The 25,265-nt window shown below is 60.7% G+C and carries 25 protein-coding genes and 1 tRNA gene; 9 read left to right on the top strand and 17 right to left on the bottom strand.

Going from position 1 to position 25,265, the window contains the following annotated elements; all coding sequences use genetic code 11:
- Positions 1-139 precede the first annotated feature (139 nt).
- Complete coding sequence (locus ACF66B_RS03710; RefSeq protein ID WP_111430494.1) at positions 140-676, top strand: hypothetical protein; 537 nt, start codon at positions 140-142, stop codon at positions 674-676.
- 116 nt (positions 677-792) lie between these two features.
- Positions 793-1,236, top strand: coding sequence for a hypothetical protein (locus ACF66B_RS03705; protein ID WP_162683315.1), 444 nt, complete (start codon positions 793-795; stop codon positions 1,234-1,236).
- 14 nt (positions 1,237-1,250) lie between these two features.
- Here ACF66B_RS03705 and yihA read toward each other — a convergent pair whose 3' ends face one another.
- The 6 genes from yihA to ttcA form a co-directional block, all read right to left on the bottom strand.
- Positions 1,251-1,901 carry a ribosome biogenesis GTP-binding protein YihA/YsxC gene (gene yihA / locus ACF66B_RS03700; protein ID WP_111430496.1) on the bottom strand — a complete coding sequence of 217 codons (651 nt, stop codon included), beginning with the start codon at positions 1,899-1,901 and terminating at the stop codon, positions 1,251-1,253.
- Complete coding sequence (locus ACF66B_RS03695) at positions 1,898-2,530, bottom strand: CatB-related O-acetyltransferase (RefSeq protein WP_111430497.1); 633 nt, start codon at positions 2,528-2,530, stop codon at positions 1,898-1,900. Before ACF66B_RS03695 ends, yihA begins: the two co-directional genes overlap by 4 nt.
- Positions 2,527-3,285 (bottom strand): MOSC domain-containing protein, encoded by a 759-nt coding sequence (locus ACF66B_RS03690; protein ID WP_111430498.1) that lies wholly within the window; start codon positions 3,283-3,285, stop codon positions 2,527-2,529. The genes ACF66B_RS03695 and ACF66B_RS03690 overlap by 4 nt, the downstream gene beginning before the upstream one ends.
- A gap of 3 nt (positions 3,286-3,288) precedes the next feature.
- Entirely contained in the window at positions 3,289-5,124 is a 1,836-nt protein-coding gene (gene yidC, locus ACF66B_RS03685; RefSeq protein ID WP_111430499.1) for a membrane protein insertase YidC, read from the bottom strand.
- A gap of 63 nt (positions 5,125-5,187) precedes the next feature.
- Positions 5,188-7,200 (bottom strand): GGDEF domain-containing phosphodiesterase, encoded by a 2,013-nt coding sequence (locus tag ACF66B_RS03680; protein ID WP_162683316.1) that lies wholly within the window; start codon positions 7,198-7,200, stop codon positions 5,188-5,190.
- 100 nt (positions 7,201-7,300) lie between these two features.
- Positions 7,301-8,113, bottom strand: a complete 813-nt coding sequence (ttcA, locus tag ACF66B_RS03675; protein WP_111430501.1) for a tRNA 2-thiocytidine(32) synthetase TtcA — start codon at positions 8,111-8,113, stop codon at positions 7,301-7,303.
- A gap of 130 nt (positions 8,114-8,243) precedes the next feature.
- Here ttcA and ACF66B_RS03670 point away from each other — a divergent pair, with 130 nt between their 5' ends.
- Positions 8,244-8,513: a hypothetical protein gene (locus tag ACF66B_RS03670; RefSeq protein WP_162683317.1), complete on the top strand. Its 270-nt coding sequence runs from the start codon at positions 8,244-8,246 to the stop codon at positions 8,511-8,513.
- Positions 8,514-8,532: 19 nt separating this feature from the next.
- Here the strand turns inward: ACF66B_RS03670 and ACF66B_RS03665 are convergent, their stop codons facing one another.
- From ACF66B_RS03665 to ACF66B_RS03630, 8 genes are all read right to left on the bottom strand, one after another.
- Positions 8,533-9,843, bottom strand: coding sequence for an HlyD family type I secretion periplasmic adaptor subunit (locus tag ACF66B_RS03665; protein ID WP_392664045.1), 1,311 nt, complete (start codon positions 9,841-9,843; stop codon positions 8,533-8,535).
- Between the two features lie 4 nt (positions 9,844-9,847).
- Complete coding sequence (locus ACF66B_RS03660) at positions 9,848-11,560, bottom strand: type I secretion system permease/ATPase (RefSeq protein ID WP_392664042.1); 1,713 nt, start codon at positions 11,558-11,560, stop codon at positions 9,848-9,850.
- A gap of 171 nt (positions 11,561-11,731) precedes the next feature.
- Positions 11,732-13,423 carry an ABC transporter substrate-binding protein gene (locus ACF66B_RS03655; RefSeq protein WP_111430504.1) on the bottom strand — a complete coding sequence of 564 codons (1,692 nt, stop codon included), beginning with the start codon at positions 13,421-13,423 and terminating at the stop codon, positions 11,732-11,734.
- Between the two features lie 175 nt (positions 13,424-13,598).
- Positions 13,599-14,228 (bottom strand): OmpW family outer membrane protein, encoded by a 630-nt coding sequence (locus tag ACF66B_RS03650; RefSeq protein ID WP_111430505.1) that lies wholly within the window; start codon positions 14,226-14,228, stop codon positions 13,599-13,601.
- A 171-nt stretch (positions 14,229-14,399) separates the two neighbouring features.
- Positions 14,400-14,831 carry a DUF6691 family protein gene (locus ACF66B_RS03645; RefSeq protein WP_111430506.1) on the bottom strand — a complete coding sequence of 144 codons (432 nt, stop codon included), beginning with the start codon at positions 14,829-14,831 and terminating at the stop codon, positions 14,400-14,402.
- Positions 14,831-15,259: a YeeE/YedE thiosulfate transporter family protein gene (locus ACF66B_RS03640; RefSeq protein WP_111430507.1), complete on the bottom strand. Its 429-nt coding sequence runs from the start codon at positions 15,257-15,259 to the stop codon at positions 14,831-14,833. The genes ACF66B_RS03645 and ACF66B_RS03640 overlap by 1 nt, the downstream gene beginning before the upstream one ends.
- Before the next feature lie 2 nt (positions 15,260-15,261).
- Entirely contained in the window at positions 15,262-16,125 is an 864-nt protein-coding gene (locus ACF66B_RS03635; RefSeq protein WP_111430508.1) for an MBL fold metallo-hydrolase, read from the bottom strand.
- A 130-nt stretch (positions 16,126-16,255) separates the two neighbouring features.
- Positions 16,256-17,473: an ROK family transcriptional regulator gene (locus ACF66B_RS03630; protein ID WP_111430509.1), complete on the bottom strand. Its 1,218-nt coding sequence runs from the start codon at positions 17,471-17,473 to the stop codon at positions 16,256-16,258.
- Between the two features lie 162 nt (positions 17,474-17,635).
- On the opposite strand from ACF66B_RS03630, the gene ACF66B_RS03625 reads away from it, so the two are divergent.
- From ACF66B_RS03625 to ACF66B_RS03605, 5 genes are all read left to right on the top strand, one after another.
- Entirely contained in the window at positions 17,636-18,661 is a 1,026-nt protein-coding gene (locus tag ACF66B_RS03625) for a sugar ABC transporter substrate-binding protein (protein ID WP_392664036.1), read from the top strand.
- Between the two features lie 111 nt (positions 18,662-18,772).
- On the top strand, positions 18,773-19,852 hold the full coding sequence (locus ACF66B_RS03620; protein WP_111430510.1) for an ABC transporter permease: 1,080 nt from the start codon (positions 18,773-18,775) through the stop codon (positions 19,850-19,852).
- Positions 19,853-19,855: 3 nt separating this feature from the next.
- On the top strand, positions 19,856-20,635 hold the full coding sequence (locus ACF66B_RS03615) for a sugar ABC transporter ATP-binding protein (protein WP_111430511.1): 780 nt from the start codon (positions 19,856-19,858) through the stop codon (positions 20,633-20,635).
- Positions 20,632-21,267 (top strand): nucleoside triphosphate hydrolase, encoded by a 636-nt coding sequence (locus ACF66B_RS03610; RefSeq protein ID WP_111430512.1) that lies wholly within the window; start codon positions 20,632-20,634, stop codon positions 21,265-21,267. The genes ACF66B_RS03615 and ACF66B_RS03610 overlap by 4 nt, the downstream gene beginning before the upstream one ends.
- A 635-nt stretch (positions 21,268-21,902) precedes the next feature.
- Complete coding sequence (locus ACF66B_RS03605) at positions 21,903-22,937, top strand: Ldh family oxidoreductase (RefSeq protein ID WP_111430513.1); 1,035 nt, start codon at positions 21,903-21,905, stop codon at positions 22,935-22,937.
- A 446-nt stretch (positions 22,938-23,383) separates the two neighbouring features.
- Here ACF66B_RS03605 and ACF66B_RS03600 read toward each other — a convergent pair whose 3' ends face one another.
- The gene (locus tag ACF66B_RS03600; protein ID WP_392664802.1) at positions 23,384-23,689 is read right to left on the bottom strand and encodes a GntR family transcriptional regulator; all 306 of its coding nucleotides are present in this window, start codon (positions 23,687-23,689) and stop codon (positions 23,384-23,386) included.
- A 54-nt stretch (positions 23,690-23,743) separates the two neighbouring features.
- Positions 23,744-23,828, bottom strand: a tRNA-Leu gene (locus ACF66B_RS03595).
- Positions 23,829-24,088: 260 nt separating this feature from the next.
- Between ACF66B_RS03595 and ACF66B_RS03590 the strand changes: the two genes are divergently transcribed.
- A complete protein-coding gene (locus ACF66B_RS03590) occupies positions 24,089-24,496 on the top strand; it encodes a response regulator (RefSeq protein ID WP_162683319.1) in 408 nt (135 codons plus the stop codon).
- Between the two features lie 27 nt (positions 24,497-24,523).
- On the opposite strand, the gene ACF66B_RS03585 is transcribed toward ACF66B_RS03590, so the two are convergent.
- Entirely contained in the window at positions 24,524-25,177 is a 654-nt protein-coding gene (locus ACF66B_RS03585) for a hypothetical protein (RefSeq protein ID WP_111430515.1), read from the bottom strand.
- Positions 25,178-25,265 lie beyond the last annotated feature (88 nt).

Here is a 25,265-nt window from a genome sequence, read left to right as displayed (position 1 = left end):
GCTCGCGCGCGGCAGAGCTCTTCACTTCCTTGTTGCTCACGCTCTTCTCCCTGCCGAAATGCGCCCATGGCGCTTGCCCGCGAACTGCCGAGGCGAGATACTGGATGGCGAGGCGGGAAACAAGGAGGCAGCTCTGACCATGCTACGGATTTCACTGTTCGGAGCCGCGGCACTTGTGCTCGCGGCGTGTTCGGAGCCGAGTGGCGGAACATCCGGCACGGAGGTCTCGCAGGCGGATGCCGGATCCGGCTGCGTGGCGCGGTTCCAGTATTTCGATACGGTCAAGGCAACGATGTCGACGCCGACAGGTCGGGATGACAGAGCTTCGGTTCCGGCGGCGCTCCAGTTTCCGATCGCTCGTCTGCAGCAGGCGGGCTGCATGACAAAGAGCGCTGATCTGACGCTCGAAGGGCCAGTCGTGCCGGTGGTGAACTCGGGGTCGGAAATTGGCCCGACGATGATCCACGCCGGGGTGGTGACTGACATGGGCGATGACGGGCGAGCAAAGCGATATTTCGAGGCGCGCGGTGTCACAGTGCGCTCGATCGGTCAGCCGGGACTTGGGCGGCGCGTCTATCTCGGGCCGTTCACGACGCAGGGGGCACTGGATGCGGCAATGGAGGCGTCGCGGGAGGGCGGCTTTGCCTATCCCTATGTAACGACATTCGTCGGATGAACCGTTCCCGGATCGTCTCCGGCGGGCGGGTGAGAGGGCTCCTCAGCTGTGTGGTACTACTTGCGGCCTTGGCCTGCACCGCGGTCCCGCCTCCAAGGGGCTGGCGCGATCCCGAGGTGTGCCGTGCGCATTTCAAGGCCTACGAATCTGCGCGACGAAATTTCCAGAATTCTCACCTCGACCCCTACAACCAGAATGCCACTGTCGCCCGCGAGGCGCAGCTCTTGCGGTTGGATGGCTGTATCACCCGGCAGAAGGATCTGCAGGGGCTGCTCGCTGCTCAGGCACGGCTCTCGCCGCATGTGGTGACGGATTCGGGCACGCCCCTTCATCCGCCGGTCGCGGTTCAGGCTGGAATTGTCGATGGGTTCACTAGTCAGTCGCGGGTGACGACCTATTTCGCCGCGCTCGGCTACAATTCGCGCAGCGTGGGCGCGGAGGGTCTCGGACGGCAGATCTTTCTTGGACCGTTCCGCAGCGAAGGTGCGGCTTCCGAGGCGATCAGGGTGGCACGTGAGGCGGGCTTCATCAGCCCCTACGTCTCTAGGACCCGCTACTGAGCGCCCGGTGGCACTCAGCTCATTCCGGCGATGGTGGCACGGAGGGTTGCAAGTCCATGTCCGGTCTCCGACGAGGTGACGATGATTTCGGGAAAGGCGGCGGGATGTTTCGCAAGACCGGCCTTCACGCCCTCGATGATCTTTTCAAGATCCTTCGCCTTGGGCTTGTCTGCCTTGGTGAGCACCACCTGAAAGGTAACGGCGGCGCGGTCGAGGAGTTTCATAATCTCGGTATCGACTGGCTTGAGCCCGTGACGGCCGTCGACAAGGACAAAGGCTCTGCGGAGTGTCGGACGGCCTGAGAGATAGGCCTTCAGAAGGGTCTGCCAGCGCGCGACCACGTCTTTCGGCGCCTCTGCAAAGCCGTAGCCTGGCAGATCGACGAGGTAATGCGCCTCGCCCAGCGTGAAATAGTTGATCTCTTGGGTCCGGCCCGGGGTATTCGAGGCGCGCGCGAGTGCCTTGCGGCCGGTAAGAGCGTTGATGAGGCTTGATTTTCCGACATTGGAGCGCCCGGCGAAGCAGACCTCAAGGCGGTCGGCTGGGGGTAGCGCCTCCATTGCGGTGACGCCTTTGAGGAAGTCGCAGGGGCCCGCAAAGAGCAAACGGCCAGTTTCGGCCTGGTCCTGCACGGGCTCGGGGGCAAGGGTGAAGGGAACCTTCATGGAGCGGCCTTTTTGAGTGCTGTGATGTCGGCGCCGCGGATAGCGTCGAAAGGGGCCGTGATGTGGTCAACGGGCCAGTCCCACCAAGCTAGTGCGAGGAGATGTGAGACCGTGGCTTCATTGAAGCGACGGCGCACAATCCGAGCGGGGTTTCCGGCGGCGAGCGCGTAGGCCGGCACGTTGCGGATAACGGCACTGCGGGCGGCGATGAGGGCGCCGGGGTCGATGGTGATGCCCGGCATGAGAACAGCATCCGTGCCGATCCAGACATCAGATCCGACAACCGTTTCGCTCTTGTGGCTGGCCGGATCGAAGCCCTGCGCCCAAGCGCCACAGAAAACATTGAAAGGGTAGGTGGAGAAACCGGCAATGGCGAGGGTTCCGCCATTCATCAGAATTCGCACACCGCTTGCGATGGCAACAAAGCGCCCGATCACCAAGCGGTCACCAAGGAAGTCACTATGGTGGAGGTCGTTCCTCTCGAAGAACGCCTCAGGCTCCGCCGGGGCATCATAATAGGAGAACTCGCCGATATGGACATTCGTGCGGCCTGCGACGAGTGCACGCGGAAACACAACGCGGGGAAAATCCGCGAGGGGGTGGAGCGCTTCGGGGGAGGGTCCGGTCATGCGGGGGTGGCTATGTCGCCGAGTGCGACCCGTCCACTGCCGGTCACTTCAGCATAAATACCGAAGTCGCGATGGTGCCAGTTCGCTTCTAAGGTACCGAGCGTGTCTGCATCGATCCGTCCGGTCTCGGGATTGGCGGCCGTTGCCATGCATCGGGTGATGCGTTCGCGAATGGCAAATGTGGCGGTTCCGATTCGGATTTCGCGGCCCACGAGATCAAATTCTTCCCAAGGGGCGAGGCCCTCTAGCCAGATGTTGCCACGGAAGCGCTCTTCCGCGAGATCGCAGCCAGTCCGTGAGGAGAGATCCGCGAGACTCGCGCGGTTGAGGATTGCGACAGACGCGAAGCGGCTGTCTGTGAAGCCATTCCCGCCCGCCCGCACGACATGACTCGGCCGCGCCCGGCCGGGATTGGAAAGTGGCAGAACCCAGTCGATAAGACGCACGGCTTCCGCGGGATCATCGGGATTGACGGTGAGTGGCGCCAAGTCTGGATGAGTGAGGGTTATTTGGCCGGTTGCCTCGTCAGTTTGGGCGCGGATTGCCATAAGGGAGGGGGACTTGGCGCCGCGGCTGAAGTTTACGCATGGAACCCAGCCGATCACGCTATTGCCGACCTTGGAGGCATCATGAACGATCGCCCAGACTCGATCCCAAGGCATCGTTTGCCCGGCCTCAAAGGCCGAGGCCGAGATTGCCTCGGCCCCGTGCGCCTTGATCGGGTGGCGCCAGAGGCTGGTGACCCGGGCTTCCACTCCTTACTGCGCCTTTGTCTTCTTCCGCAGACGGCCGAACATGTTGCCGAGTAGATCTGGTTTCACGCCCTGGCTGCGCATGATGATGAATTGCTGGGTAAAGGTGATGATGTTGTTGAAGAACCAGTAGATCACCAGACCAGATGCGAAACGGCCGAGCATGAAGGTGAAGATCAGCGGCATCCAGTTGAAGATCGCGGCCTGCGTCTTGTCGGTGGGAGCTGGATTGAGCTTCATCTGCAGCCACATCGAGATCCCCATGAGGATCGGCCATGCGCCGATGGAGAATACCGCAAGGAAACTGCCGGGGCCTGGAGGCGCGAAGGGCAGAAGACCGAAAAGGTTTAGTATTGAGGTCGGATCAGGTGCGCTCAGATCGTGAATCCAGCCGAAGAATGGCTGTTGGCGCAGCTCGAGCGTGACGAAGATCACCTTGTAGAGCGAGAAGAAGATCGGGATCTGCAACAGGATCGGCAAGCAGCCTGCCGCCGGGTTGACCTTCTCGCGCTTGTAGAGGGCCATGACCTCTTGCTGCATCTTCATCCGGTCGTCTCCCGCCTGTTCCTTGATCCGCTCCATTTCAGGCTGGAGTTTCTTCATTTTCGACATCGAGACGTAGGACTTGTAGGCGAGCGGGAAGAGCAGCGCCTTGATGAAGAGCGTGAGGCAGATGATCGCAAGGCCCATGTTGCCGAGCACGCCATGCAGGAAGTGGAGCGCACGGAAGATCGGCTTGGTGAGGAAGAAGAACCAGCCCCAGTCGATCGAGTCGACGAAACGGTCGATGCCGAGATCGTTCTGGTAGTAGCGGATGGTTTCCCATTCCTTCGGACCGGCAAAGAGATAGGTGCTCATCTGCTCGGTCGTGCCGGCACCGACGGTCATCACGGGCAGCCTCACGTCCGTCTGGAAGGTGTCGTTGCCTTGGGTGTATTTCGTGACGGAGGTGAAGGACTGCCCGGGGTCGGGAATAAGCGTCGACATCCAGTAATGATCGGTGAAGCCGATCCAGCCATTGCTGGAAATGTCGCGGCGCTCGGCGGCGGCGCGTTCGCCCGGATCAACCGGAAGATCAACCACCTTCTTGTATTTGAGCTCCTCAAGCTCGCCATCGGCCATCTCGATGACGCCTTCGTGGAGGATATAGAAGTTCTTGAGATTTGTCGGGGTGCCGTGACGGGCGATGATGCCATAAGGCGCCATGCGCACTTCATCACCGGTCGTGTTCTCTACCGACTGCGTCATGGTGAACATGTAATGATCGTCGACCGAGATGGTGCGGCGGAAGATCAGGCCGTTGCCGTTGTCCCAGCGCAGGGTGACCGGATTGTCTTCGCTGAGCGTGGTGCCACTTTCGACTTCCCAGCGCGTTGTCGGGCCCGGAACGGCGTCATAAGAGAGCCCGCCAGCAGGCGCCCAGCCGTAGAGCGCATAATACGCCTCCGGTGCGCCCGCGGGCGTGAAGAGGGTAACGTTCGGAGAGTCCTTCGCGATCGTCACGTGATACTTGTTGAGGCTCAGGTCATCTATCCGACCGCCGACGAGCGACAGCGAGCCGCTAAGGCGCGCGGTCTCGATCGGCACACGCGGCGTCTGGGCCAGCGCTTGGGCCCGAGTCTTCGTCTCCACGGGCGCGATCTGGGGCGTTCCGGCCTGCTCGCCGGTACCAGAGGGAACCGCGACGCCGGTAGTCGTGCCGCTCTCGGTTGCTTGAACCTCCGTCTGAGCCGTTTCGGGGGGCGTGGTCGGCTCGGGAGGCGGGAACAGCAGGAACCAGACCAAGATGACGGCGAAACTCAGCGCGGTCGCCAAGATCAAGTTTCTGTTCTGGTCGTCCATAAGAACGGCTCCGGTCAGATGCGGGAAATCTGACAGGGGTTCAACAGGGGCTGCAATGAAAGGTCAAGGTGTATTCGGATCAACACGGGCTGAGGCGTCAGCCTCCTGATCCTGTTCGGCGGCCGCGCAATGGGTGCGCAGCCAGTTGAACGTCTCCTCGAGCGACATCGGCTTTGCGATCTTGTAACCCTGCCCGAAGTCGCAGCCGAGCTTGCCGAGCATCGACTGGGCCTCAGCGGTTTCAATGCCTTCGGCGAGTGTTTCGATGCCGAGCGCTCCGGCCATTGCGATCATCGACGCAGTGAGCTGCTGCTGCTCGGCGCTCGTCTCTATGCCGAGGATAAAACTGCGGTCTATCTTGATCCGGTTGACCATGAAGCGGCGCAGGTTGGAAATCGAGGCATGTCCGGTGCCAAAATCGTCGAGCTCGATCACGAAGCCGGAGGACGCAAGACCCCTCAAGTTGCGGACGACCATGTCCGCGTCGCTCTTAATTAGCACCGTTTCAAGCACCTCGATCGCGAGGCGCTGGGGCTCGACATCAAAGCGCTCCACATCCCATTTGATCTTCTCGATGAGGCGTGGATTGCGAAGCTGGGCAAGGGCGAAGTTCACCCCAACCCTAGGCACCGCGAGCCCTTGGGCATCCCAGGCGGTCAGTGCTTCGAGCGCGCGGGTAAGCACAACTTCGCCGAGACGTTCGGTAAGGTCGGTCTGATCGGCGAAATCGAGAAAGGCACCAGGTGCAAGCAGGCCGCGTTTGGGGTGCCTCCAGCGCACGAGCGCCTCGAAACCTGCGAGCATGTCGGTGGCGAGGTCGATCTGAGGCTGAAAATAGGCAATGATCTCGCCATTCTCGAGGCCGTGGACAAGCTCGGCATAGAGGGTTTCGCGTCGTCGGACTTCTTCTCGTTGGCTCGCACTGAAATAGCGAATCAGGCCCATGCCTTCGGCTTGGGCCTCCGAGAGCGCGATAGCGGCATTGGCGAGTATGAGGTCCGGGTCGGCCTCGTCGTCGGACATGAGTGTCACGCCGATGGAACAGGAGAGTCGCCGCGCGCCGCCACGGATCGAGAAGGGCTTCGTGAGTGCCGCCTGGATGCGGCCCGCGATCGCCGCGGCCGAGTTTCCGTCTTCGAGATCGCCGGTCACGACCACGAAATCGTCCTGGCCGAGATAGGCGGCGAAATCGCCACCGCGCAGGCATTGCTGGACGCGGCGGGCAGCAATGCGGATCACCTCGTCAGCGACACGTGTCCCGAGCGCTTCGCGCAGGATCTTGAAGCGATCGAAATCGATCCGCATCACGGCGGTCTGTGTGCTGCGGCGCTCGGCCCCGAGTGCGAGGCGGGAAATGTAGGCATGAAGGTAGGCGCCGTTCGGCATCCCGGTCATGGGATCGTGCAGGAGCCGGAAGCGGTTTTCGCGATCGGTCTCGTAGGATTTGGCGACCCATGTCTCGATCTTGCGCCGGGTTGGGCGGACGAGAAGGAAGTAGAGCGAGAGGCCTGCTCCCACCTGCAGGAGAAGCGACGCCGCGAGAGCCCAGAGACAGCGGGTGCGGCTGAGATCCGCCTCGGCGCGGTCGGTCACGGCGATGAGGTCGAGCTTCGGTAGAATGTCGTTCTCGATGCGTTCAGAGAGGACGCGCGCACCTTTTGCGGCACCGCGTTCATCACGCGCGATGGCAAGACCTGCGGTGATGACGGCGGAAATGTCATTGGTGAGCATTTCATCACGCGGAATAGTTTCCCGCGACATTGCCGTGCGCCGCTCAGAGGCGGTGGCGAGGCGCTCGATGTCCCAAGCAAGCCGTGTACGCGTCTTGCGGCTTTCGGGGCCAATGGGCAGGATCGTCAGGCGATCGGCCGTCGTGATCACTGTTCGTGCCGCGGCGGCTTCGTTGGCACTTGCAAGGGCCATTTCACTCGCGACACGCTCCCAGTGCAGCGCGCGCTCGAGAACCAGATGCGAACTGAGCGCAATGATCAACCCGACGCACATCACGAGCATCGTGACGCGCACGAACTGACGGTCCGGCGCCGCGCCGGAGGGGGATGTGGTCTGGGTCGTCATGGGCCGGAAGGTAGCGCCTTCCGACATCCCATTCGTTAAGGTCGCCACGTTCGCGTGAGGGGAATTCGCTGAAAATTTTAGGGATTGACCGGTTACGCCTCTAAAGTGCGCTAAAATCAAACAGATTGGGGTCGAGCAGGTGGCTCGGATTGGCTTGGGTAAGGGCCCGGAAGATAATCTGCCGCCGGCCCGGGCTACGGGCCTCCCACTCGTTCACCATTTGCTTGATATGCAGCCGCTGGAGGCCATCTTGGCTGCCGCAGAGATTGCAGGGAATGATCGGATAGTTCATCGATCGCGCGAACTTGTCGCAGTCCGCTTCCGCAACGTGGGCAAGTGGCCTCATGACGTAGACATCGCCCTCGTCATTGAGAAGCTTCGGCGGCATGGCGGCGAGTTTCCCGCCGTGGAAGAGATTGAGCAGGAATGTCTCGATAATATCGTCGCGGTGGTGGCCGAGCACTATTGCCTCACAACCTTCCTCGCGGGCGATGCGGTATAGGTGGCCCCGCCGAAGGCGCGAGCAGAGCGCACAGAAGGTCTTGTTCTGCGGCACCTTGTCGAGAACCACCGAATAGGTGTCTTGGTATTCGATGCGGTGAGGCACGCCCATCCGCTCGAGGAATTTGGGCAGGACGGTCGCGGGAAAACCCGGCTGCCCCTGATCGAGATTGCAGGCGAGCAGATCTACTGGCAGAAGGCCACGCCATTGTAGTTCGACGAGGGCTGCGAGCAGCGTATAGCTGTCTTTGCCGCCCGAGAGGCAGACAAGCCAGCGTGTGCCACGCTTCACCATGCCGTAGGCTTCGAGTGCCTCGCGGGTCTGGCGGATGATGCGCTTTCGCAGCTTTCGGAACCCGGTCGAGGTCGGAGCGCCGTGGAAGAGCGGATGAATTTCGGTCTCGTCGAACATGGCAAATCCCATACAGGATGCCGGGGCGGAGCGGCAAGCGCGGCTGCGGGTCCCGACCGTCGTAAAGGCCCTGTTAAGTATCTTTTCCGATTGTCGGCGCGGAGTTCCCGGTAACCTAAAGAGTCAAACCATGCCCTCCCCAGCTGCGTTGAAGTTCATTGCCGCCGGTTTCCTGATGAGCGTGCTCGTCTGGTCGCTTCTGCCCGAGGCATCGCACACTCTCAAGAATTCCGACTGGGCGCAGGTGCCCGATAGCTTCTCATCTGATGCTGCCATCACAATTCTGCAGGCCCGCAATGCGATGCCGGAGCCATCCTTCATACCCGCTGCGGGTCAGGCGAGTTCTGAGATCACCAGTGAAACCAGGTCTGCACCCAAGGAGGAGCAGACCGTCGAGTGAGTGATGCGGGGCCGGGGGATTAGCCCTCCCGGAACGCCCGCTTGAAGTAGTCGGTCATCGGCTTCAGGAAATAGCTGAGAGCCGAGCGCTCGCCGGTCTGGATGAACGCCTCGACCGGCATGCCCGGCAGCACAACTTTGTCGCCGAGCTTCTCAAATACGGTCGAATCGAGTTCTATATCGGCTTGAAAGTAGCGCACTCCGTGCTGAGGATCCTCGATCGCATCGGCTGAGATCGCAATTATATGCCCCGAGACCTCCGGTGTCGAACGGCTGTCAAAGGCAGAAAAGCGCATCGTGGCTTCCTGACCTAGATGGACCTGGTCGATGTGGATGGGCTCGATCCGTGTACGGGCAATAAGCGGTGTGTCCTTCGGCACGATATACATTACCGGTTCGGCGGCGCGGATAACGCCGCGCAGGGTGTCGGCCGTGCTGCCGTACACGATCCCGGTCACCGGGGCGCGAAGGTCGAGCTGGCTGATTTGCTCGATGAGTGAACGGCGACGCTCGCGCAGCTCGATTTCGCGGTATTCGAGGTCCCGGAGTTCCTGGATCGCCTCTTCCCGCATCTGCGCTTCCTGACGAACGCGCTCAATCTCGATTTCGGCGATCTTGCCGCGGTTCTCGGCGATGGAAGCTTCGACCTGGCCTGCCGTGCCGCGGAGCGAAGCAAGCTGGCGCTGGGGGGTGAGAACTCGGGTAATCTGCGTGAGGCCTTGGGACAGCAGCTCTTCTTGGCCCTTGAGCTCGCGTGCGAGGAGGTCGATCTGCTCGCGGGTCGCATCCTTGAGCGCGACGAGGCCATCATTCTGGTTGGCGATCTGAGTCTGGCGTTCCTCGAGCTGCTTCGTTTCCTCTGCGAGTAGCGCCCGGCGCGCCTCAAATTGCTGCTTCTGTGCCGCGATCAGTCCGGCGGCCTCTTTCGATTTTTGTGCCTTCTCGACGAGTGCGGGATCGAAGGTGATCGCGTTGAGCCCATCGCGTTCAGCCGAAAGGCGGCTCTTGCGCGCAAGGATCTCGTACCATTGTCCTTCGACGATGCCGAGATCGGTGCGGAGGTTCTGGCCGTCGAGTTCGACAAGAATGTCACCGGCAGCGACTTCATCGCCGTTGCGCGCGTTGATTGCGGCGATTACGCCGCCGGTCGGATGCTGGACCACCTGCCGATTGCCCTCGACCGCCACGGTGCCGGGAGCGACAACCGCGCCAGCGATGCGGGTTACGGATGCCCATACACCCGCGCCCAAGACGAGGAAGGCGACAGCCAGATAGCCGATCAGCATGAAGCGGCGGAGGCCCCAGCTATCTGATTGGGATGCGATCTTCATCAGTTTACTCCGCCTGAACACGGGGGGCGACTTGGGCGTAGTTGCGCACATGCGCCTTCAATACTTCGTCGCGAGGACCGAAGGCCTTAGCGGTGCCATTGTCCATGATGAGGATGAGGTCGCATTCGGCGATACCGGCTGGGCGATGCGCCATGATGATGACGATCCGTCCCTCTGCCTTCGCCTGGCGTATTGCGAGGTTGAGCGCGTCTTGGCCGCCTGCGTCGAGATTGGAGTTGGGCTCGTCGAGCACTAGGAAGACCGGATCGCCATAGAAGGCGCGGGCAAGGCCGATGCGCTGCTTCTGGCCGCCGGACAGCCGACCGCCACCGGTCGAAACTGGCGTGTCGTAGCCCTGTGGCAGTCCGAGGATCATGTCATGGGCGCCGGCTTTCCTGGCTGCCGCGACGACCTGTTCGGCATTCGGCTGCATTTGCATCCGGGCAATGTTCTCGGCGACGGTGCCGTCGAAAAGGACTACATCCTGAGGTAGATAGCCGATGTAGCTGCCAAGTACGTCTGGCTCATATTGATCGAGCGCCGCCCCATCGAGGCGGACACTTCCTGAAGCAGGGCGCCAGATGCCGGACAACACACGGGCAAGTGTGGATTTTCCAGAAGCTGAAGCACCGATCACGCCGAGCGCCTGGCCCGGGGCAAGATTGAAGGAAAGCATCCGAAGGCTTGCCTTCTGCTGCTCAGGCGGAAAGACCGTGATCTGATTGACTTCGAGGCGCGCATTCGGGCGCGGCAGGGCGGTGACTTCGAGCTCCTCAGGTGTCGAGCCCAGAAGCAGTTCCAGACGCTTCCAACCTTGGCGGGCGCGGATGACCATTGGCCAGCCACCGATTGCCTGTTCCACGGGAGCCAGGGCGCGGCCAAGCAGGATCGAGCCCGCTATCATGGCACCAGGAGAGAGCTGGCCATGGAGTACGAGATAGGCCGCGAGCCCCAGAACTGCCGATTGGAGAAAGAACCGAAAGGTCTTGCTCATGGTCGAGAACTGGCTGACCCGATCGCTTGAGGCGATCTGGGCCCGGAGCGCGCGTTCGCGCAGGATCTGCCAGCGCTCCATCACCGATCCCGACATTCCGAGTGCACGGACCATCTCGCCTTGCTGCCGGATCGTCTCAGCAAATGCCTCACCTTGGGCTGTGGCAGCAGAGGCGTCGAGTTCGTGGCGCCGGGTGGTGAGCTGGTTGAAGAGGGTGATCACGACGAGGATGAGGCCGCCCACGATGGCAAGGTGCCCAAGCCAGGGATGGAAGGAATAGATCGCGAATATGAAGAGCGGCGCCCAAGGCATGTCGAAGACAGCAAAGAGCACGGGTGAGGCGAGGAGGCGCTGGATGGATTCGAGATCCTTGAGGCCAGACGCGGGCCGGGAACGTTCGGTCGACAGTACGGAGCGGCGCAGTATTGCCTTGAAGACGCGAGCATCGAGACGGCTCTGCAGCGTTGCCCCGATCCGAGCGGCGACACGTCCGCGAATGAAGTCGAGAAGACCCATTAGCGCGTACAGCCCGGCCACGAGAATCGTTAGGCCCAGCAGCGTCTCAACCGACTTGCTGGGCAATACCCGATCGTAAATCTGAAGCATGTAGAGCGAGCCGGTCAGCATCAGCACATTCACGAAGGCGCTGAAGACTCCAATCGCCACGAACAAACTTTTCATGCCGCGCAGCCCCGCCGTGGGGGTGGTCAGCTTGTCATTCACCTATTCATCCTCCGGTTGCCGAAAGTCCGGCACAATCGCACACGGGAGCCTAATGGCCGGGTCGCTTCGCGTGCCCGCATTCGCGGCCTTCTGCCACAAATGCGATCAATTGACGCGGCAATTCTTTCCTTAGTCTGAATGCCGGCATCAACTTGCCGGTGGGTCATCTGGTCAGATGTCGAGCCATACTCGTTCCAGGTGGTTTTCGTAGGTCGGGTGCATTGCAAGACCATGCACCTCGGGCTGCATGTGACGGTAGAGCGACCGCCAGTAGGGCTGGATCATGATGCCGGAAGACTGAAGGATCTGCTCCATCTCCGCCATCAGCCGCCGACGGTCGCTTGCCTGACTGAGTGCGAGCGCCTGGTCGAGCAACTTGTCAAAGCGACTATCGGAGAAGGCTGTTTCATTCCAAGGCGCGCCGGTCCTGTAGGCGAGCGCGTAGGTCTGGATCGCCAGCGGACGCATATTCCAGTTTGTGCCGGAAAACGGATAACTCATCCATTCTGACCAGAAATCTGCACCGGAGAGGACGCGACGCGTGGCGTTGAAGCCTGCGTCGCGAAGCTGTGCGGCAACCGCATCGCAGGTATTGCGGCGCCAGTCATCATCAATGGAAACGAGAGTGATTTCCTTCTCAGCGAACCCCGTTTCGGCGAGCAGTTCTCGCGCGCGCTCGAGATCGGGTTCGAACGGCGGCAAGGGTGCGTATTCCGGGTGCATGGGTCCCGCATGGTGGTTCTCGGCGATCTGTCCTCGCCCTTCATGGCCGAGATCGAGCAGCGTCTGGTTGCTGACAGCGAACTGGATCGCTCGCCGAAGACGAGGGTCGTCGAAGGGAGGGTGGTCGACGTTCATCCGCACGCATATTGTCGCTCCAGAGACCACCTCGGTACGCGCCAGACCGATAGCATCGAAGCGATCGACATAGGCGGCCGTGGTTTCGAAGTTGCAGTTGATTCGTCCAGTCTCGAACGCTTCGATTTCGGCGGACGGGTCCGTGCCGAGATCGACATATTCGATCGCGTCGAGGAAAACGGGGCCCTGTACTTTTTCGCCCCACCAGCCGCCCGGGTCCGTGCGGCGCGTGAGAAGGCAGCGCTCGCCAACAGCGAACTCCTCGAGTTGCCAGGGCCCGGTGCCAACCGGCGCGAGCGCGAGATCGCCACCCGATGCGTCGAAATCGCGATGGACGATCAGGGCCGGATAGTCGGAGAGGCTCGGCACAAGGGTGACGTCCGGGATGGAGAGGGAGAGGCGTACTGTCAGATCGTCCACGCGCTCCACCGCACCGGGCCGAAGGCCGTAACGTTCAGTGCCGCCGCTCCCGGCAGATATTCTTGCGGCGACTCCCGCGACCCGGGCGGCCATCGAGTTGCCGGGCACGGAGGCGTCGCACCAGCGGCTGAAGTTGTAGATCACGTCATCGGAGGTGAACGCGTCCCCATTGGTCCAGCGCACGCCAGGCCGGAGGAACAGCGTGTACTCAGTCGCGTCGGCGTTTACCTCCCAGCCTTCGAGGAGGTGTGGCTCGAATGTAAAGTCAGAGGTGAAGCGGATCAGGGATTCGATGAACGCCCGCGCAATATTACCCTTCTCGGACCAGTCAAAGAGCCGGGGATCGGTGATCGGCATCACGGCCATCGAGATGCGCAAGACTCCGCCGGAGCGAATGGAGTCGGTCTGGGCCTGAGCCGGTGCAGGTGCGAGCCCCGCGAGCTGGAGAGCCGCAGAACCCGCGAGCCCAAGGGCGGTGGAGCGAATCAAGAATTCCCGGCGGCCGATTTCACCCGCTTCCAGTTCGGCGAGATGCTTCAGGATGGCAGGATGCTGCGGCTGCGCGCTGTTGCTGTCCTGCGACATTCGGCCTCTCCACCCACCCGATTTCCCCGGGCAAGTGACAACCCGGTTCCGGATCGTAGCACAGGCGTAGGATGGCATGCGACCAGTAGGACAGGGCGATTGCCATGGCCAGCGCGGTTGTGATCGAGCTGATAGTCGGGTGGCTGGCGTAATTTATGCGCCAGCCACAAGAGATTTAGAACTTCAGGACGTAGGCTGCACCAAAGACCCACGGATCGATCTCGGCCTTGCCGATCTTTTCGCCATTCACCTTCACGTCGCTGTTGATGTCGATCCAGCGCACGTCGGCCCGCAGCGAACCGCGTTCATTGAGATCGTAGTCGAGGCCGGCATGAAACGCGACACCCCAAGAATCTGTGAGACTGAGACTGGTGCCTTCAAGTGCGCCTTGGGTTTCTTCGTTGAAGAAGGTCGTATAGTTCAGACCGACACCAAGGAATGGTGTGACCGGACTCGTGTTCTGGAAGTGATACTGCACAGAGACCGTCGGCGGGAGCTGCTGCGTCGTGCCGATCTTGCCGCCAAGCTGATCGCTGTTGATCGAGTGCTCAAACGGCCAAGCGGCAAGAATTTCGATGCCGACGTTGTCCCAGACGAAATACTCAGCAGTAACGGTCGGGCGCAGGCTGTTGCCGATGTCGAGTGTCGCTGCGCCGTTGAGGACAGTGCCATTGTCGTCCTTGGGCACAACGTAGCCGAGACCAAGACCGAGGGTCCAGTCGCCCTTCTGCTGAGCCAGAGCGGGAAAAGCGGTAAGTGCCAGAGCGGCGGTCAAGCCGGCGGCGGCGATCGGAAAGGTTTTCATGATACAGCCTCACTCTTGAAGTCAGGCTTCCATCGGACAAGCGCGCAGCGCGGACCTTGACACGGATCAACTCGGACTGCCCATCTTGCGATGCTGTGGTATTTTTGTGTCAGATCTATTGTCGCGCACGGCGGCATGACGGCAATGCCGGACTGTGACGAAGTGTATGGGTCAGGCGTGATGAAATGCGGGCACTGCAGCCTGAAGCGGGCGGGCAAGTAGCATCCCTGCCATCATCGCTGCAAGGAAGATGACGCCGGGAAGGCCGCCATAGCTGATCGAGGCCATTGCCGGACCGGGGCAGAGGCCGACAAGCGCCCAGCCCATGCCGAAGATAATGGCGCCGATCGCAAGTGGGCGGTCCACCTCGCTTCGGGCTGGCATGGGAACTGGCGAGCCGAGGAGGCTCTTGCCGCGGTGGCGTATCCAGAGCCACGCGAAAACCATTGGCACGATGGCGCCGGTCAGGACGAAAGCCAGCGTCGGATCCCATGCGCCGAAGAGGTCGAGCCAGCCCTGCACGCGAGTAGTATCGGTCATGCCTGAGATCATGAGCCCGAGGCCGAAGAGAGCGCCTGAGAGTGCGGAGAAGAGGTTGCGCATCAGATCAATCCCAGAACATGGCGGGCGAGCAGCATCGTGACGCCGCCCGAAAAGAGATAGAAAAGCGTTGCGACGATGCCCCGCATTGAAAGCCGTGAAATTCCGCAGACGCCGTGGCCGGAAGTGCAGCCATTTCCGATGCGCGTGCCGATGCCGACGAGCAGACCGCCCGCGATGAGCAAAGCGACCGAATGGGTTGCGTTTGTTGCAGGCGCACCGAAAACGCTGGCGGCAAGTGCGGGCGCGCCCGCCAGAGCCAGAACAAAGGCGAGGCGTTCCGTGAGATTCGAGCGGCCAGTGCCATCAACAAGGCCGCCAAGGATGCCGCTTGCTCCCATGATGCGACCATTCATCACGAGAAAAATCGCGGCTGCACAGCCGATCATCAGCCCGCCGATGAGGCCAAACGTCCAGTCCGCCTGCCACATGCTCAAAGCTCATTCACTGGGATCTTGAGGTAGCGTTTGCCTTGATCGTCCGGCTCGGGCATTTGTCCGCCGCGCATGTTGACCTGGATCGAGGGGATGATGAGCTTAGGCATGTCAAGTTTGGAATCGCGTTCAGTCCGCATCCGCACAAAGTCCTCAGCCGTGGCGCTGCCGCCAACATGGACATTGAGTGCCTTCTGTTCGGCCACGGTGGTTTCCCACGCATAAACATCACGGCCCGGCGCCTTGTAGTCGTGTCCGACAAAGATATGTGTCTCATCGGGAAGGGCGAGAATCTTCTGGATCGAGTTGTAGAGCGTTTCAGCCGAGCCTCCGGGGAAGTCTGCCCGCGCAGTGCCGAAATCAGGCATGAAGAGCGTGTCTCCGACAAAGGCCGCATCTTCGATGACGTAGGTGAGACATGCGGGCGTATGGCCAGGGGTGTGCAAGACCCGGCCGTGCAGGTTGCCGATCTCGAAGGTGTCGCCGTCCTTGAACAGCCTGTCGAACTGGCTGCCGTCGCGCTGGAATCGAGTGCCTTCGTTGAAGATCTTGCCGAAAGTGTCCTGCACCGCGGTGATCTTCTCTCCGATGGCGAGCTTGCCGCCGACCTTTTCCTGAATGTAGGGCGCGGCAGAGAGATGGTCGGCGTGGACATGGGTCTCGAGCAGCCATTCGGGTTCGAGACCGTTCTCCTGCACATACGCGATGATTGCGTCGGCCGAGCGTGTGTCGGTGCGGCCTGATGCGTAGTCGAAATCGAGGACGCTGTCGACGATGGCGCACTTTCGGCCCTCAGGATCCTTCACCACGAAGGAAACGGTGTTGGTGGCCTCGTCGAAAAAAGCATGCACTTGAGGTTTCATGGATTGGCCCTCCTTGTCTGATGCCGAATATAGGCTTCCCTTTATGCATATCAAGAACTGAATGTTTGTGTGAAATTTTGAACTGAGTGATCTGCGCATAGGGAACCGTGCAATTACGCGCTCCGAGCAGTCAGTTGCCTGCGATGTCGTGTTGGTCGAGGAGATAGCGATTGAAGAGTGGGAGGCTTGCACCGCCAAGGGCGCGCGCGATGGGGCCGATTGTGCCGGCGCGGATTGCCGGGGGCACGAGGCCGGTGAGGTTGAGTTTGGAGAGTTCGCTCCGGACTTTCCCGAGCAGACGGGCCTGCACATCCGGTGGAAACGATCCGTCTATCACTGCGGCCTCGAAATCGATCACCGCGGCTGAGGATGCTACGGTATGCGCAATCGCATGCCCAGCTTTGGCAAGCCAGTCGTCGAGAAGTACCCCGAAGGGCGCCCAGTCAGAATCGATGCTGTAGATACCGCTTGTGTCGATGCCAGCGGCAATGAGCTGGCGTTCCAGAATGACGAGGGAGGCGCGATCGAAGAGCGGGACGGAGCCACCTGTACCATCCGGAATGGGGGTTGCGCCGATTGCGCCGGCGTTGCCCGTTCGTCCCGGATAGAGTCCGCGATTGAGCACGACGCCGCCGCCGATGAAGGCGCCGACATAGAGATGGATGAAGTCGGATAGGTCTGAATTCCCGCCAAAGGCGAGTTCGGCCCCGCACGCGGCCGTCGCGTCATTCTGGAGATAGACCGGGTAAGGGAGCTCTGCGGCAAGTTCGGCGCGAAGGTCGATATGCCGCCAGGCATCCATTTCTCCAGCGTCAGCGTCGATTTCCCGAACCCAGGCCCATAGCTGGAATGGAATGGCGATGCCGAGCCCTGCAATGCGTTCCGGCGCGATGCCCGCCGTGGTCATGCAGGCCTCGATCTCGGCGTGTATCGACCGGATTGTCGCTTCGGGGGTCGGGTAGGCATAGGCCTGTCGAGTGGCGCGTCGGACGCCGCCGGCAAAATCAACCAGTACCATTTCAAGGCTTCGGCGACCGACCTTCGCGCCGATGAAGTAGGCACCATCCGGATTGATTGAGAGCGGTACGGAGGGCTGGCCCACCCGCCCACGCTGCGGCTCTCCACGGATGAGCAATTCATCTGCCTCAAGTTGGCGCATGATGACCGACACGGTCTGCGCCGAGAGGCCGGTCATGCGGGCAATCTCGGATTTCGCCAGCGCCTTGTGGCGACGTACCAAGGTGAGCACGAGGCGTTCGTTATACGCTCGCATACCCGCCTGGTTGGTCCCGCGCTGGGCGCGGCCAGGGATTTCAAGCGGACCGCTTATTCCGGATTGTCCCGACATCTCACCCCTTTCTCCGTCCTCAGTCTAGCTAAGGATACCGAAGCGACCTGTCATCCGGCAAATAATAAATCACATGGAGTTATTTATTGACAGGGCGCTCGGTTTGCGGTCCAATCTGCACAACCGGACGCTCGACGTGCCGGCTGAAACTGGGAGGAATAAATGCTGAAATCGATGAAGGCCGCAGCGCTTGCGGGGGCCGGGTTTATTGCGCTGGGCGCAGGGCAGGCTTCTGCGGAGGACATGACCGCCTGTCTCATCACCAAGACCGACACCAATCCCTTCTTCGTAAAGATGAAGGAAGGCGCGGCCGCGAAGGCCGAGGAGCTCGGCATGACGCTGAAGTCCTACGCTGGCCGCATCGATGGCGACTCGGAGAGCCAGGTAAGCGCAATCGAGACCTGCATTGCCGATGGCGCGAAGGGGATCCTTATCACTGCCTCCGACACCGCTGGGATCGTTCCTGCCGTTCAGAAGGCGCGGGACGCCGGAATTCTCGTCATTGCGCTCGACACTCCGCTCTCGCCGGTCGATGCCGCGGATGCGACGTTCGCGACCGACAATTTCCTTGCAGGAGAGCTCATCGGTAAATGGGCAGCGGCCAAACTTGGCGAAGCTGCAGCGGATGCAAAGATCGCCTTTCTTGACCTTACGCCCTCGCAACCCTCGGTGGATGTGCTTCGTGACCAAGGTTTCATGAAGGGATTTGGCATCGAACTCGGCAATCCCGATGTGATCGGAGATGAGGATGATCCGCGAATCGTTGGCCATGATGTGACCAACGGCAATGAGGAGGGCGGCCGGACCGCGATCGAGAACCTCATGCAGAAGGATCCCCTCATCAACGTCGTCTACACGATCAACGAACCTGCAGCGGCCGGTGCTTACGAGGGCCTGCGTGCGGTGGGCCGTGAGGGCGACGTGACGATCGTATCCGTCGATGGCGGGTGTCCCGGCGTGAAGAATGTGCAGGAGGGAGTCATCGGCGCTACCTCGCAGCAATATCCGCTGCGGATGGCGTCTCTCGGTATTGAGGCGATCAAGGCCTATGCCGATACCGGCGAGCTGCCGAAGCCGACCGAAGGCAAGGATTTCTTCGATACAGGCGTTGCGCTCGTGACCGATCAGCCGATGGAGGGCATCGACTCCATCACCTCCGAGGAAGGCCTGGCCCTCTGCTGGGGTTGAGCGCGGTCGCTTAAGACCGACTGACGGCAGGGCCGGGCGCCGCAGAATGCGGCCTTGGCCCGGTACCGCAACGCAAAGCCACAAGCGACATGCAATAGGGGGAACCACAAGATGTCGGCCTCGGCCAAGACCCAACCGTCTCAGGAGTTCGAACGGGCGCTTGACGGCGCGTCCAAGGACGTTGCCTCGTTCGAGCGTCGCAAGCACACACCGCTCGAAAGCTTGCAGCATACGCTGCATTCGCATCCGGCGTTGGTGCCGCTTATCGTTCTGCTAGCTTCGATCCTTGTCTTTGGGCTGATGCTCGGCAGCCGGTTCTTCTCTCCCTTTTCGCTGACACTCATCCTTCAGCAGGTTGCCATCGTCGGTATCGTAGGTGCGGCGCAGACGCTGGTGATCCTGACGGCCGGGATTGACCTTTCGGTCGGCGCAATCATGGTGCTCTCCTCGGTGGTGATGGGTCAGTTTACCTTCCGCTACGGACTACCCGCCGAGATTTCGATCTTGTGTGGCTTTGCCGTAGGTGGGCTGTGTGGCCTCATCAACGGTATTCTTGTCGCGATCGTGCGGCTGCCACCCTTCATCGTGACGCTTGGAATGTGGCAAATCGTGCTTGCATCCAACTTCCTTTACTCGGCCAACGAGACAATCCGCAGCCAGGACATTGCCGCCAACGCGCCGATCCTCCAGTTCTTCGGACAGAGCGTGCGTGTCGGAGGCGCGGTATTTACGTTTGGCGTCATCGCCATGGTGATCCTTGTCCTGAGCTTCAACTATGTGTTGACGCAGACCGCTTGGGGTCGGCATGTCTATGCGATCGGCGATGATCCCGACGCGGCGGAGCTCGCGGGCGTCGAGGTCAAGAAGATGCTCATCTCGGTCTATGTGATCTCTGGCCTTGTGTGTGCACTGGCGGGCTGGATGTTGATCGGCCGCCTTGGCTCGGTTTCGCCGACAGCTGGCCAGTTCACCAACATCGAGAGCATCACCGCTGTGGTAATCGGGGGCATTTCACTCTTCGGCGGCCGCGGTTCGATCCTGGGAATGCTGTTCGGGGCGCTCATCGTCGGCGTCTTCGGCCTTGGTCTGCGCCTTGTTGGAACGGACCCGCAGTGGACCTATCTCCTCATCGGTGTTCTCATCATTTCCGCGGTCGCCGTTGACCAGTGGATCAGAAAGATTGCGAGCTGAACCATGGCTGAACCCATTCTGACCGCACGCAAGCTGGTGAAGCGCTATGGCCGCGTCACCGCCTTGGATTACGCTGATTTCGATCTGCACAAGGGCGAGATCCTTGCCGTGATCGGCGACAACGGGGCTGGCAAGTCCAGCATGATCAAAGCGATCTCCGGGGCTGTCATTCCAGATGAAGGCGAAATCCGGCTCGAGGGCAAGCCGGTACAATTCACTTCGCCGATGCATGCACGGGCTGCAGGGATCGAGACTGTTTACCAGAACCTTGCGCTGTCACCGGCGCTTTCAATCGCTGACAATATGTTCATGGGGCGGGAGATCCGGCAGTCCGGCGTGATGGGCCGGTGGTTCCGCAAGCTCGACCGCAAAGAGATGGAGCGTTTCGCCCGCGAGAAGCTCTCGGAGCTTGGTCTGCTTACTATCCAGAACATCAACCAGGCGGTGGAGACGCTTTCGGGTGGTCAGCGCCAGGGGGTGGCGGTGGCGCGGGCCGCGGCCTTCGGCTCGAAGGTGGTGATCCTCGATGAGCCGACCGCCGCGCTGGGCGTGCGCGAGAGCCGCAAGGTACTCGATCTCATTCTCGATGTGCGCTCCCGCGGACTACCGATTGTGCTCATCAGCCACAACATGCCTCACGTTTTCGAGGTCGCGGACCGGATCCATATCCACCGTCTCGGAAAACGGCTGTGTGTCATCAAGCCCAGTGACTTCACAATGTCGGACGCGGTGGCCTTCATGACCGGCGCAAAGGAGCCGCCGGCTGAGGCGATGGCGGCGTGAGCAAAGCGGCCGCACTCGCGGAGCAGATCCTCGCGCGGGCCGGCGATGCGCAGCAGCGCTTCTTCGTCGCCATTGCCGGACCGCCAGGCTCCGGCAAGTCGACCCTCTCAGAGGCGCTCCTGCGCACGCTCGAAGCCACATCCCCCGGCCGAGCCGCCCTCGTTCCGATGGATGGCTACCACTACGACAATGCCGTTCTGGAAGAGCGCGGCCTCATGGCCCGCAAGGGCGCACCGGAAACCTTCAATGTGGATGGATTGCTCGCGGATCTGGCGCGGATCGTGCGGGGGGGTAAGCCCGTTGCTGTGCCGGTCTTTGACCGGGGGCTGGATCTCTCGCGTGCCTCCGCGCGGATCATTGCACCAGAACACCGTATCGTGCTTGTGGAAGGGAACTATCTTCTGCTCGACGTCGATCCTTGGCGTGCATTGAGTTCTGTTTTCGATATGTCTGTCATGGTCGAGGCGAATGACGAAGAACTTCGGCGGCGGCTTGTCCAGCGGTGGCTCGATCATGGATTGGAGCCGGAGCTGGCTCGTTTGCGAGCAGAGGGTAACGATCTTCCAAATGCGAGAATGGTTCTGGAGCGGTCGCAGGCTCCGGACATTAGATTCGACACGGAGTGCGATTAGCCGTGGCCGCGGCCAAAGCCAAAACAGCAACAATTCAGACGCGGCAAAATCGGCATATCCCCAGAAAGGGCTGACGGGCGTTCGGAAGTAATACATCGAACGCCCGTCATTAACAGAAGCCAAGACGACGAGATTGAGGGGTGGGGTAAGTCGTCTGGGCCCGATGATCCGTGTTCCGAGATCATGAATCCATTAACCAGATTCTCTGCTTGTGTCGCAATACGTGAATAACAGTGGCGTGTTTGCCACGGTCCCGGATCGCTTGGCTTTTTGATCCGCGTCGACAAGATTCTATCCGGTTAAAGAGCTAAAGTTCCATAATAATATATTTAAAATCAATGCGTTAGGATTTAAATCTTGCGCCATCGCAAGCGGCTGGTCGCCGACGGTGGTCGTGAGCGGAATTCAGCCTATGCCACCAGCGCAAGGCGAACACACTGTAGCTCGCGCCTCACGAAAGCAATTTCTCCCAAGGTGCCGCTTCGCGCGACAGGCGCTTCGCGCGACAGGCGCTTCGACGACAGACAGGCGACACGATCAGAGCTGATGTTCAATGCTTGCTAGCCTCTGCATGTTTGTATGGTCCATGTATCCAAATATGTGGCGCTTTGCGCCGCTTGAAGGAGGGAGCGAAGATGCCGGACGTCCACAGACTGACCGTCGAACAGCTGTCGGAAATCGTAGTCGACATTTTCGCGCGAGCCGGCCTCTGTCACAGCCAGGCACATACAGTTGCCGCCGTGATCGTCGCGGGCGAGAGAGATGCCTGCAAATCCCACGGGATCTATCGCATCGAAGGGTGCTTGCGGACGGTCAAGGCCGGAAAGGTGCGGCCGGATACCGATCCCGAGCTGCATGACTATGGCGCGGGGGTGATCCAGGTGGACGCGCACGACGGCTTTTCCACTGCGGCCTTTGCTCTTGGCGCTCCGGTTCTTGCCGAACGGGCGCACAAGCTCGGCATAGCTGCCATGGCAATCAATAACTGCACGCATTTTTCCGCGCTCTGGCCCGAGGTGGAACGGCTGACCGACGAGGGTCTGGCCGCGCTTGTCATGTGCCCAAGCTATGCAACGGTGGCGCCGTCAGGTGGAACCGCGCCCCTGCTCGGGACCAACCCGATCGCCTTTGGCTGGCCGCGCCCGGAGCGGCCGCCTTACGTGTTCGATTTCGCAACTTCCGTAGCCGCGCGGGGCGAGATCGAGCTGCACCGACGCACCGGCACCGAGCTGCCGGAAGGCTGGGCAATCGACGCGGAGGGACAAGCGACCACCGATCCTGAGAAGGCGCTGGCTGGTGCAATGCTGCCCTTCGGCAACCACAAGGGTTCAGCCATTTCGACCATGGTCGAGCTGCTTGCTGGCGCGATGATTGGGGACCTGACAAGCCCTGAGGCGCTCGATTATCTTGGCACAACGGCGCTCCTTCCGCATCACGGCGAGCTGATCGTTGCCTTCAGCCCGAAGCGTTTTGCCGCTGGGCGTCCTGGTGATCCCTTCGCCCGTGCTGAGATGCTTCTCGAGGCAATCGCCGGGCAGGGTGCGCGCCTGCCGTCTCAGCGCCGCTTCACGGCACGCGGTCGGGCACTGAGGGACGGCATCGAACTGACAAGTGCGGAAATGGACTCGCTCGAGCGGATGCGCAAATTCGGCCTCGATGTCGTTAACTGACGACATGGAGGCCGCAGGCAGTCCTTTATCAAAGCGCGCGTGGCTCTTAGAGTTCGATATAACAGGCGATTGGCGCTGATGAGATTGTGGAACTTGGCGACAATCTGCTCTGCATGGACCGTTGCCAGCCGAGCGCACGCCTCGATGTAGCGAGCACTTTTCGCCGTGATCATGTGCACCTGCTCGATCACGTATTGCACGGGAAGTAGGTCGTTGAAAGGAGAGTATTAAATCCTCAGCAGTCTTCGGCGCCCAATCGAGAAATCGCGAGAACAATGCTGTATAGTATGGATTTCGCCCTGCTTCCGCCACTGCGATCTAGAACTTCCGATCGGCGGCAATCATGGACAGGGCATTCTGCGTAAGTACGGCCTAGGCGAAGTCCTCCTGTGGAGCCTGTATCTTCGCCAGATCCGGGGCTTTATGAAACGCTGCGGCTCCTCGGATCACGACACGATAGATCGATGCCAGAGCGTCGAAGAAGTGCTGGAGATTGAGGAAGTCAATTTGAGAAACGATCGTCGAGCGGTTGGGGAATGTACTGACGAGCTCTTCAGCTGCAAGAGTGCTAGTGCTTCGCGGAACGGAGCCCGCGATGCTCTGACCTGTTTCGCGAGCCGGACCTCATCAATCGGTCCTCCCGGGGCGAGCGAGAGGTCGAGGATCTCGTTGCGCAGCCGACCGTAGACGAACTGCGCGTCGGACCCACGCTCGCGTGGCTTCTCGCTGGCGGCAAACGGTTTTATCGCCACAGGATTCTTGCCTGTTGAATACCTTGCAGTGTTCACCGGGAATCCCGGTGCTGCTGGTGCCCGAGGCCGGACTCGAACCGGCACACCTTGCGATGGCGGATTTTGAATCCGCTGCGTCTACCAATTCCGCCACTCGGGCGAGCGACAGCCTGACCTCCACGGTCCGAGGCCATCTCTAGTGTTTCGCATTGGGTTCCGCAATATTCATCATGCGCCCTCATAGTGGCCGCACTTCCAGAGATCATCGACCTGATAAGCTTGCCGGATCAGGGGATGTCTGGCACAGGAGGGCAAACAACAAAGCGTGCAAACCACGAACACGCGTTACAAAACGGATGGTTCGGCTCTGCCAACGCGCTGCGACGTTGCTGGGTAGTCGATCTGTGGGGGGAGGGTCGAATGGCGCGTTTGCTTCTTATGGAAGATGACGCAGAGGAAGGCGAATTGCTTGCTGAGATCATTCGGAGAGACGGGCACGAGGTGGTGCTCCTTCCCAATGCCACGGCATGTTTCACGCATCTCGAGACCCATCCCGTAGATCTTCTGCTCAGCGACATTTTCGTCAAGGAAGATGGTCAGCATGTACCGAATGGCGGACTGCTTCTGATCTCAAAATTACGCCAGATCGATCACATCAGCTCCGAGAAGTTGCCGATCATCGCGATATCGGGAGGCTTCGCAATCAAGGGAGGCGCAAGCGCGCTGCGCTCGGCGCGGGATGTGGGAGCAGACGTCCTCTTCGAAAAGCCCGTGCCGATCGACGAACTGCTGTTAACAATCAGGGAGCTGCTGCAGCGCGACGCATAGAATGCGCTGGGGTAATAGCCACGGAAGTCAGGCGATGCGCGCAATCGGTGCAGCGGCGACACGGCTTTCCATGCGCTTCGGAGAACAATCCGTCACGTAGCGTGTGAGCAGCGAGAGGTAGAAATTGAGCTCGCTGGCCTGCCGGGAAAGATCCTCCAGCTTACGGGCGACAAGTTCCCGGCTCCTCGGATCATGCTGAACATCGGAGCCGTTGAGGGCAAGGCTGAAGATCGGTGTGGCGATATCAGCAAGTGTGTGGATGGCGATCTGCTCGCGATGTTCGAGAGTGGGTATGGTGAAGTGCGTGTCGGACCGGAACGCATTCTGCAGTGCGCCAATGAAATAGCGAAAGCGCAGGATGACCTGACAGGCTCCGTCCTCGGCGACATGGATCAGGGCGCGAAGTCGGGCGAGGGTAAGGCTCGGCAACTCGATCACCAGCTCGGGGTCAGAAAAGACGTGAGCCGACATCGGCAGGTGTTCCAGAAGCCGATTAATGCTGTCTGAAAGCTCCTCCCGAAAGACCCCGTGGATAGTATCGGCACGCGGAAAGGTGATCCGGTGGCGCATGACGGTGCCGGTAATCTCCACAGAGCGCACGCAGAAAGCTCCGCCGTTGACCCGCGACAGAGTCATGGAGAAGACGTCAGATGCCTCCGGGGACGACACAACCTGGTTCATTGAGGATAGCCACCATTTGACGAAAATTTTTGCCTTTGCTGAGGCTTATGGGGCTTTGGTTTCCAAATGGTTAATTCAGTTCCTCAGC

This window comes from Amaricoccus sp. B4, assembly GCF_043226085.1.
In the GTDB taxonomy this organism is placed as follows: Bacteria; Pseudomonadota; Alphaproteobacteria; order Rhodobacterales; family Rhodobacteraceae; genus Amaricoccus.
This window is presented reverse-complemented; position numbering and strand designations above follow the sequence as displayed.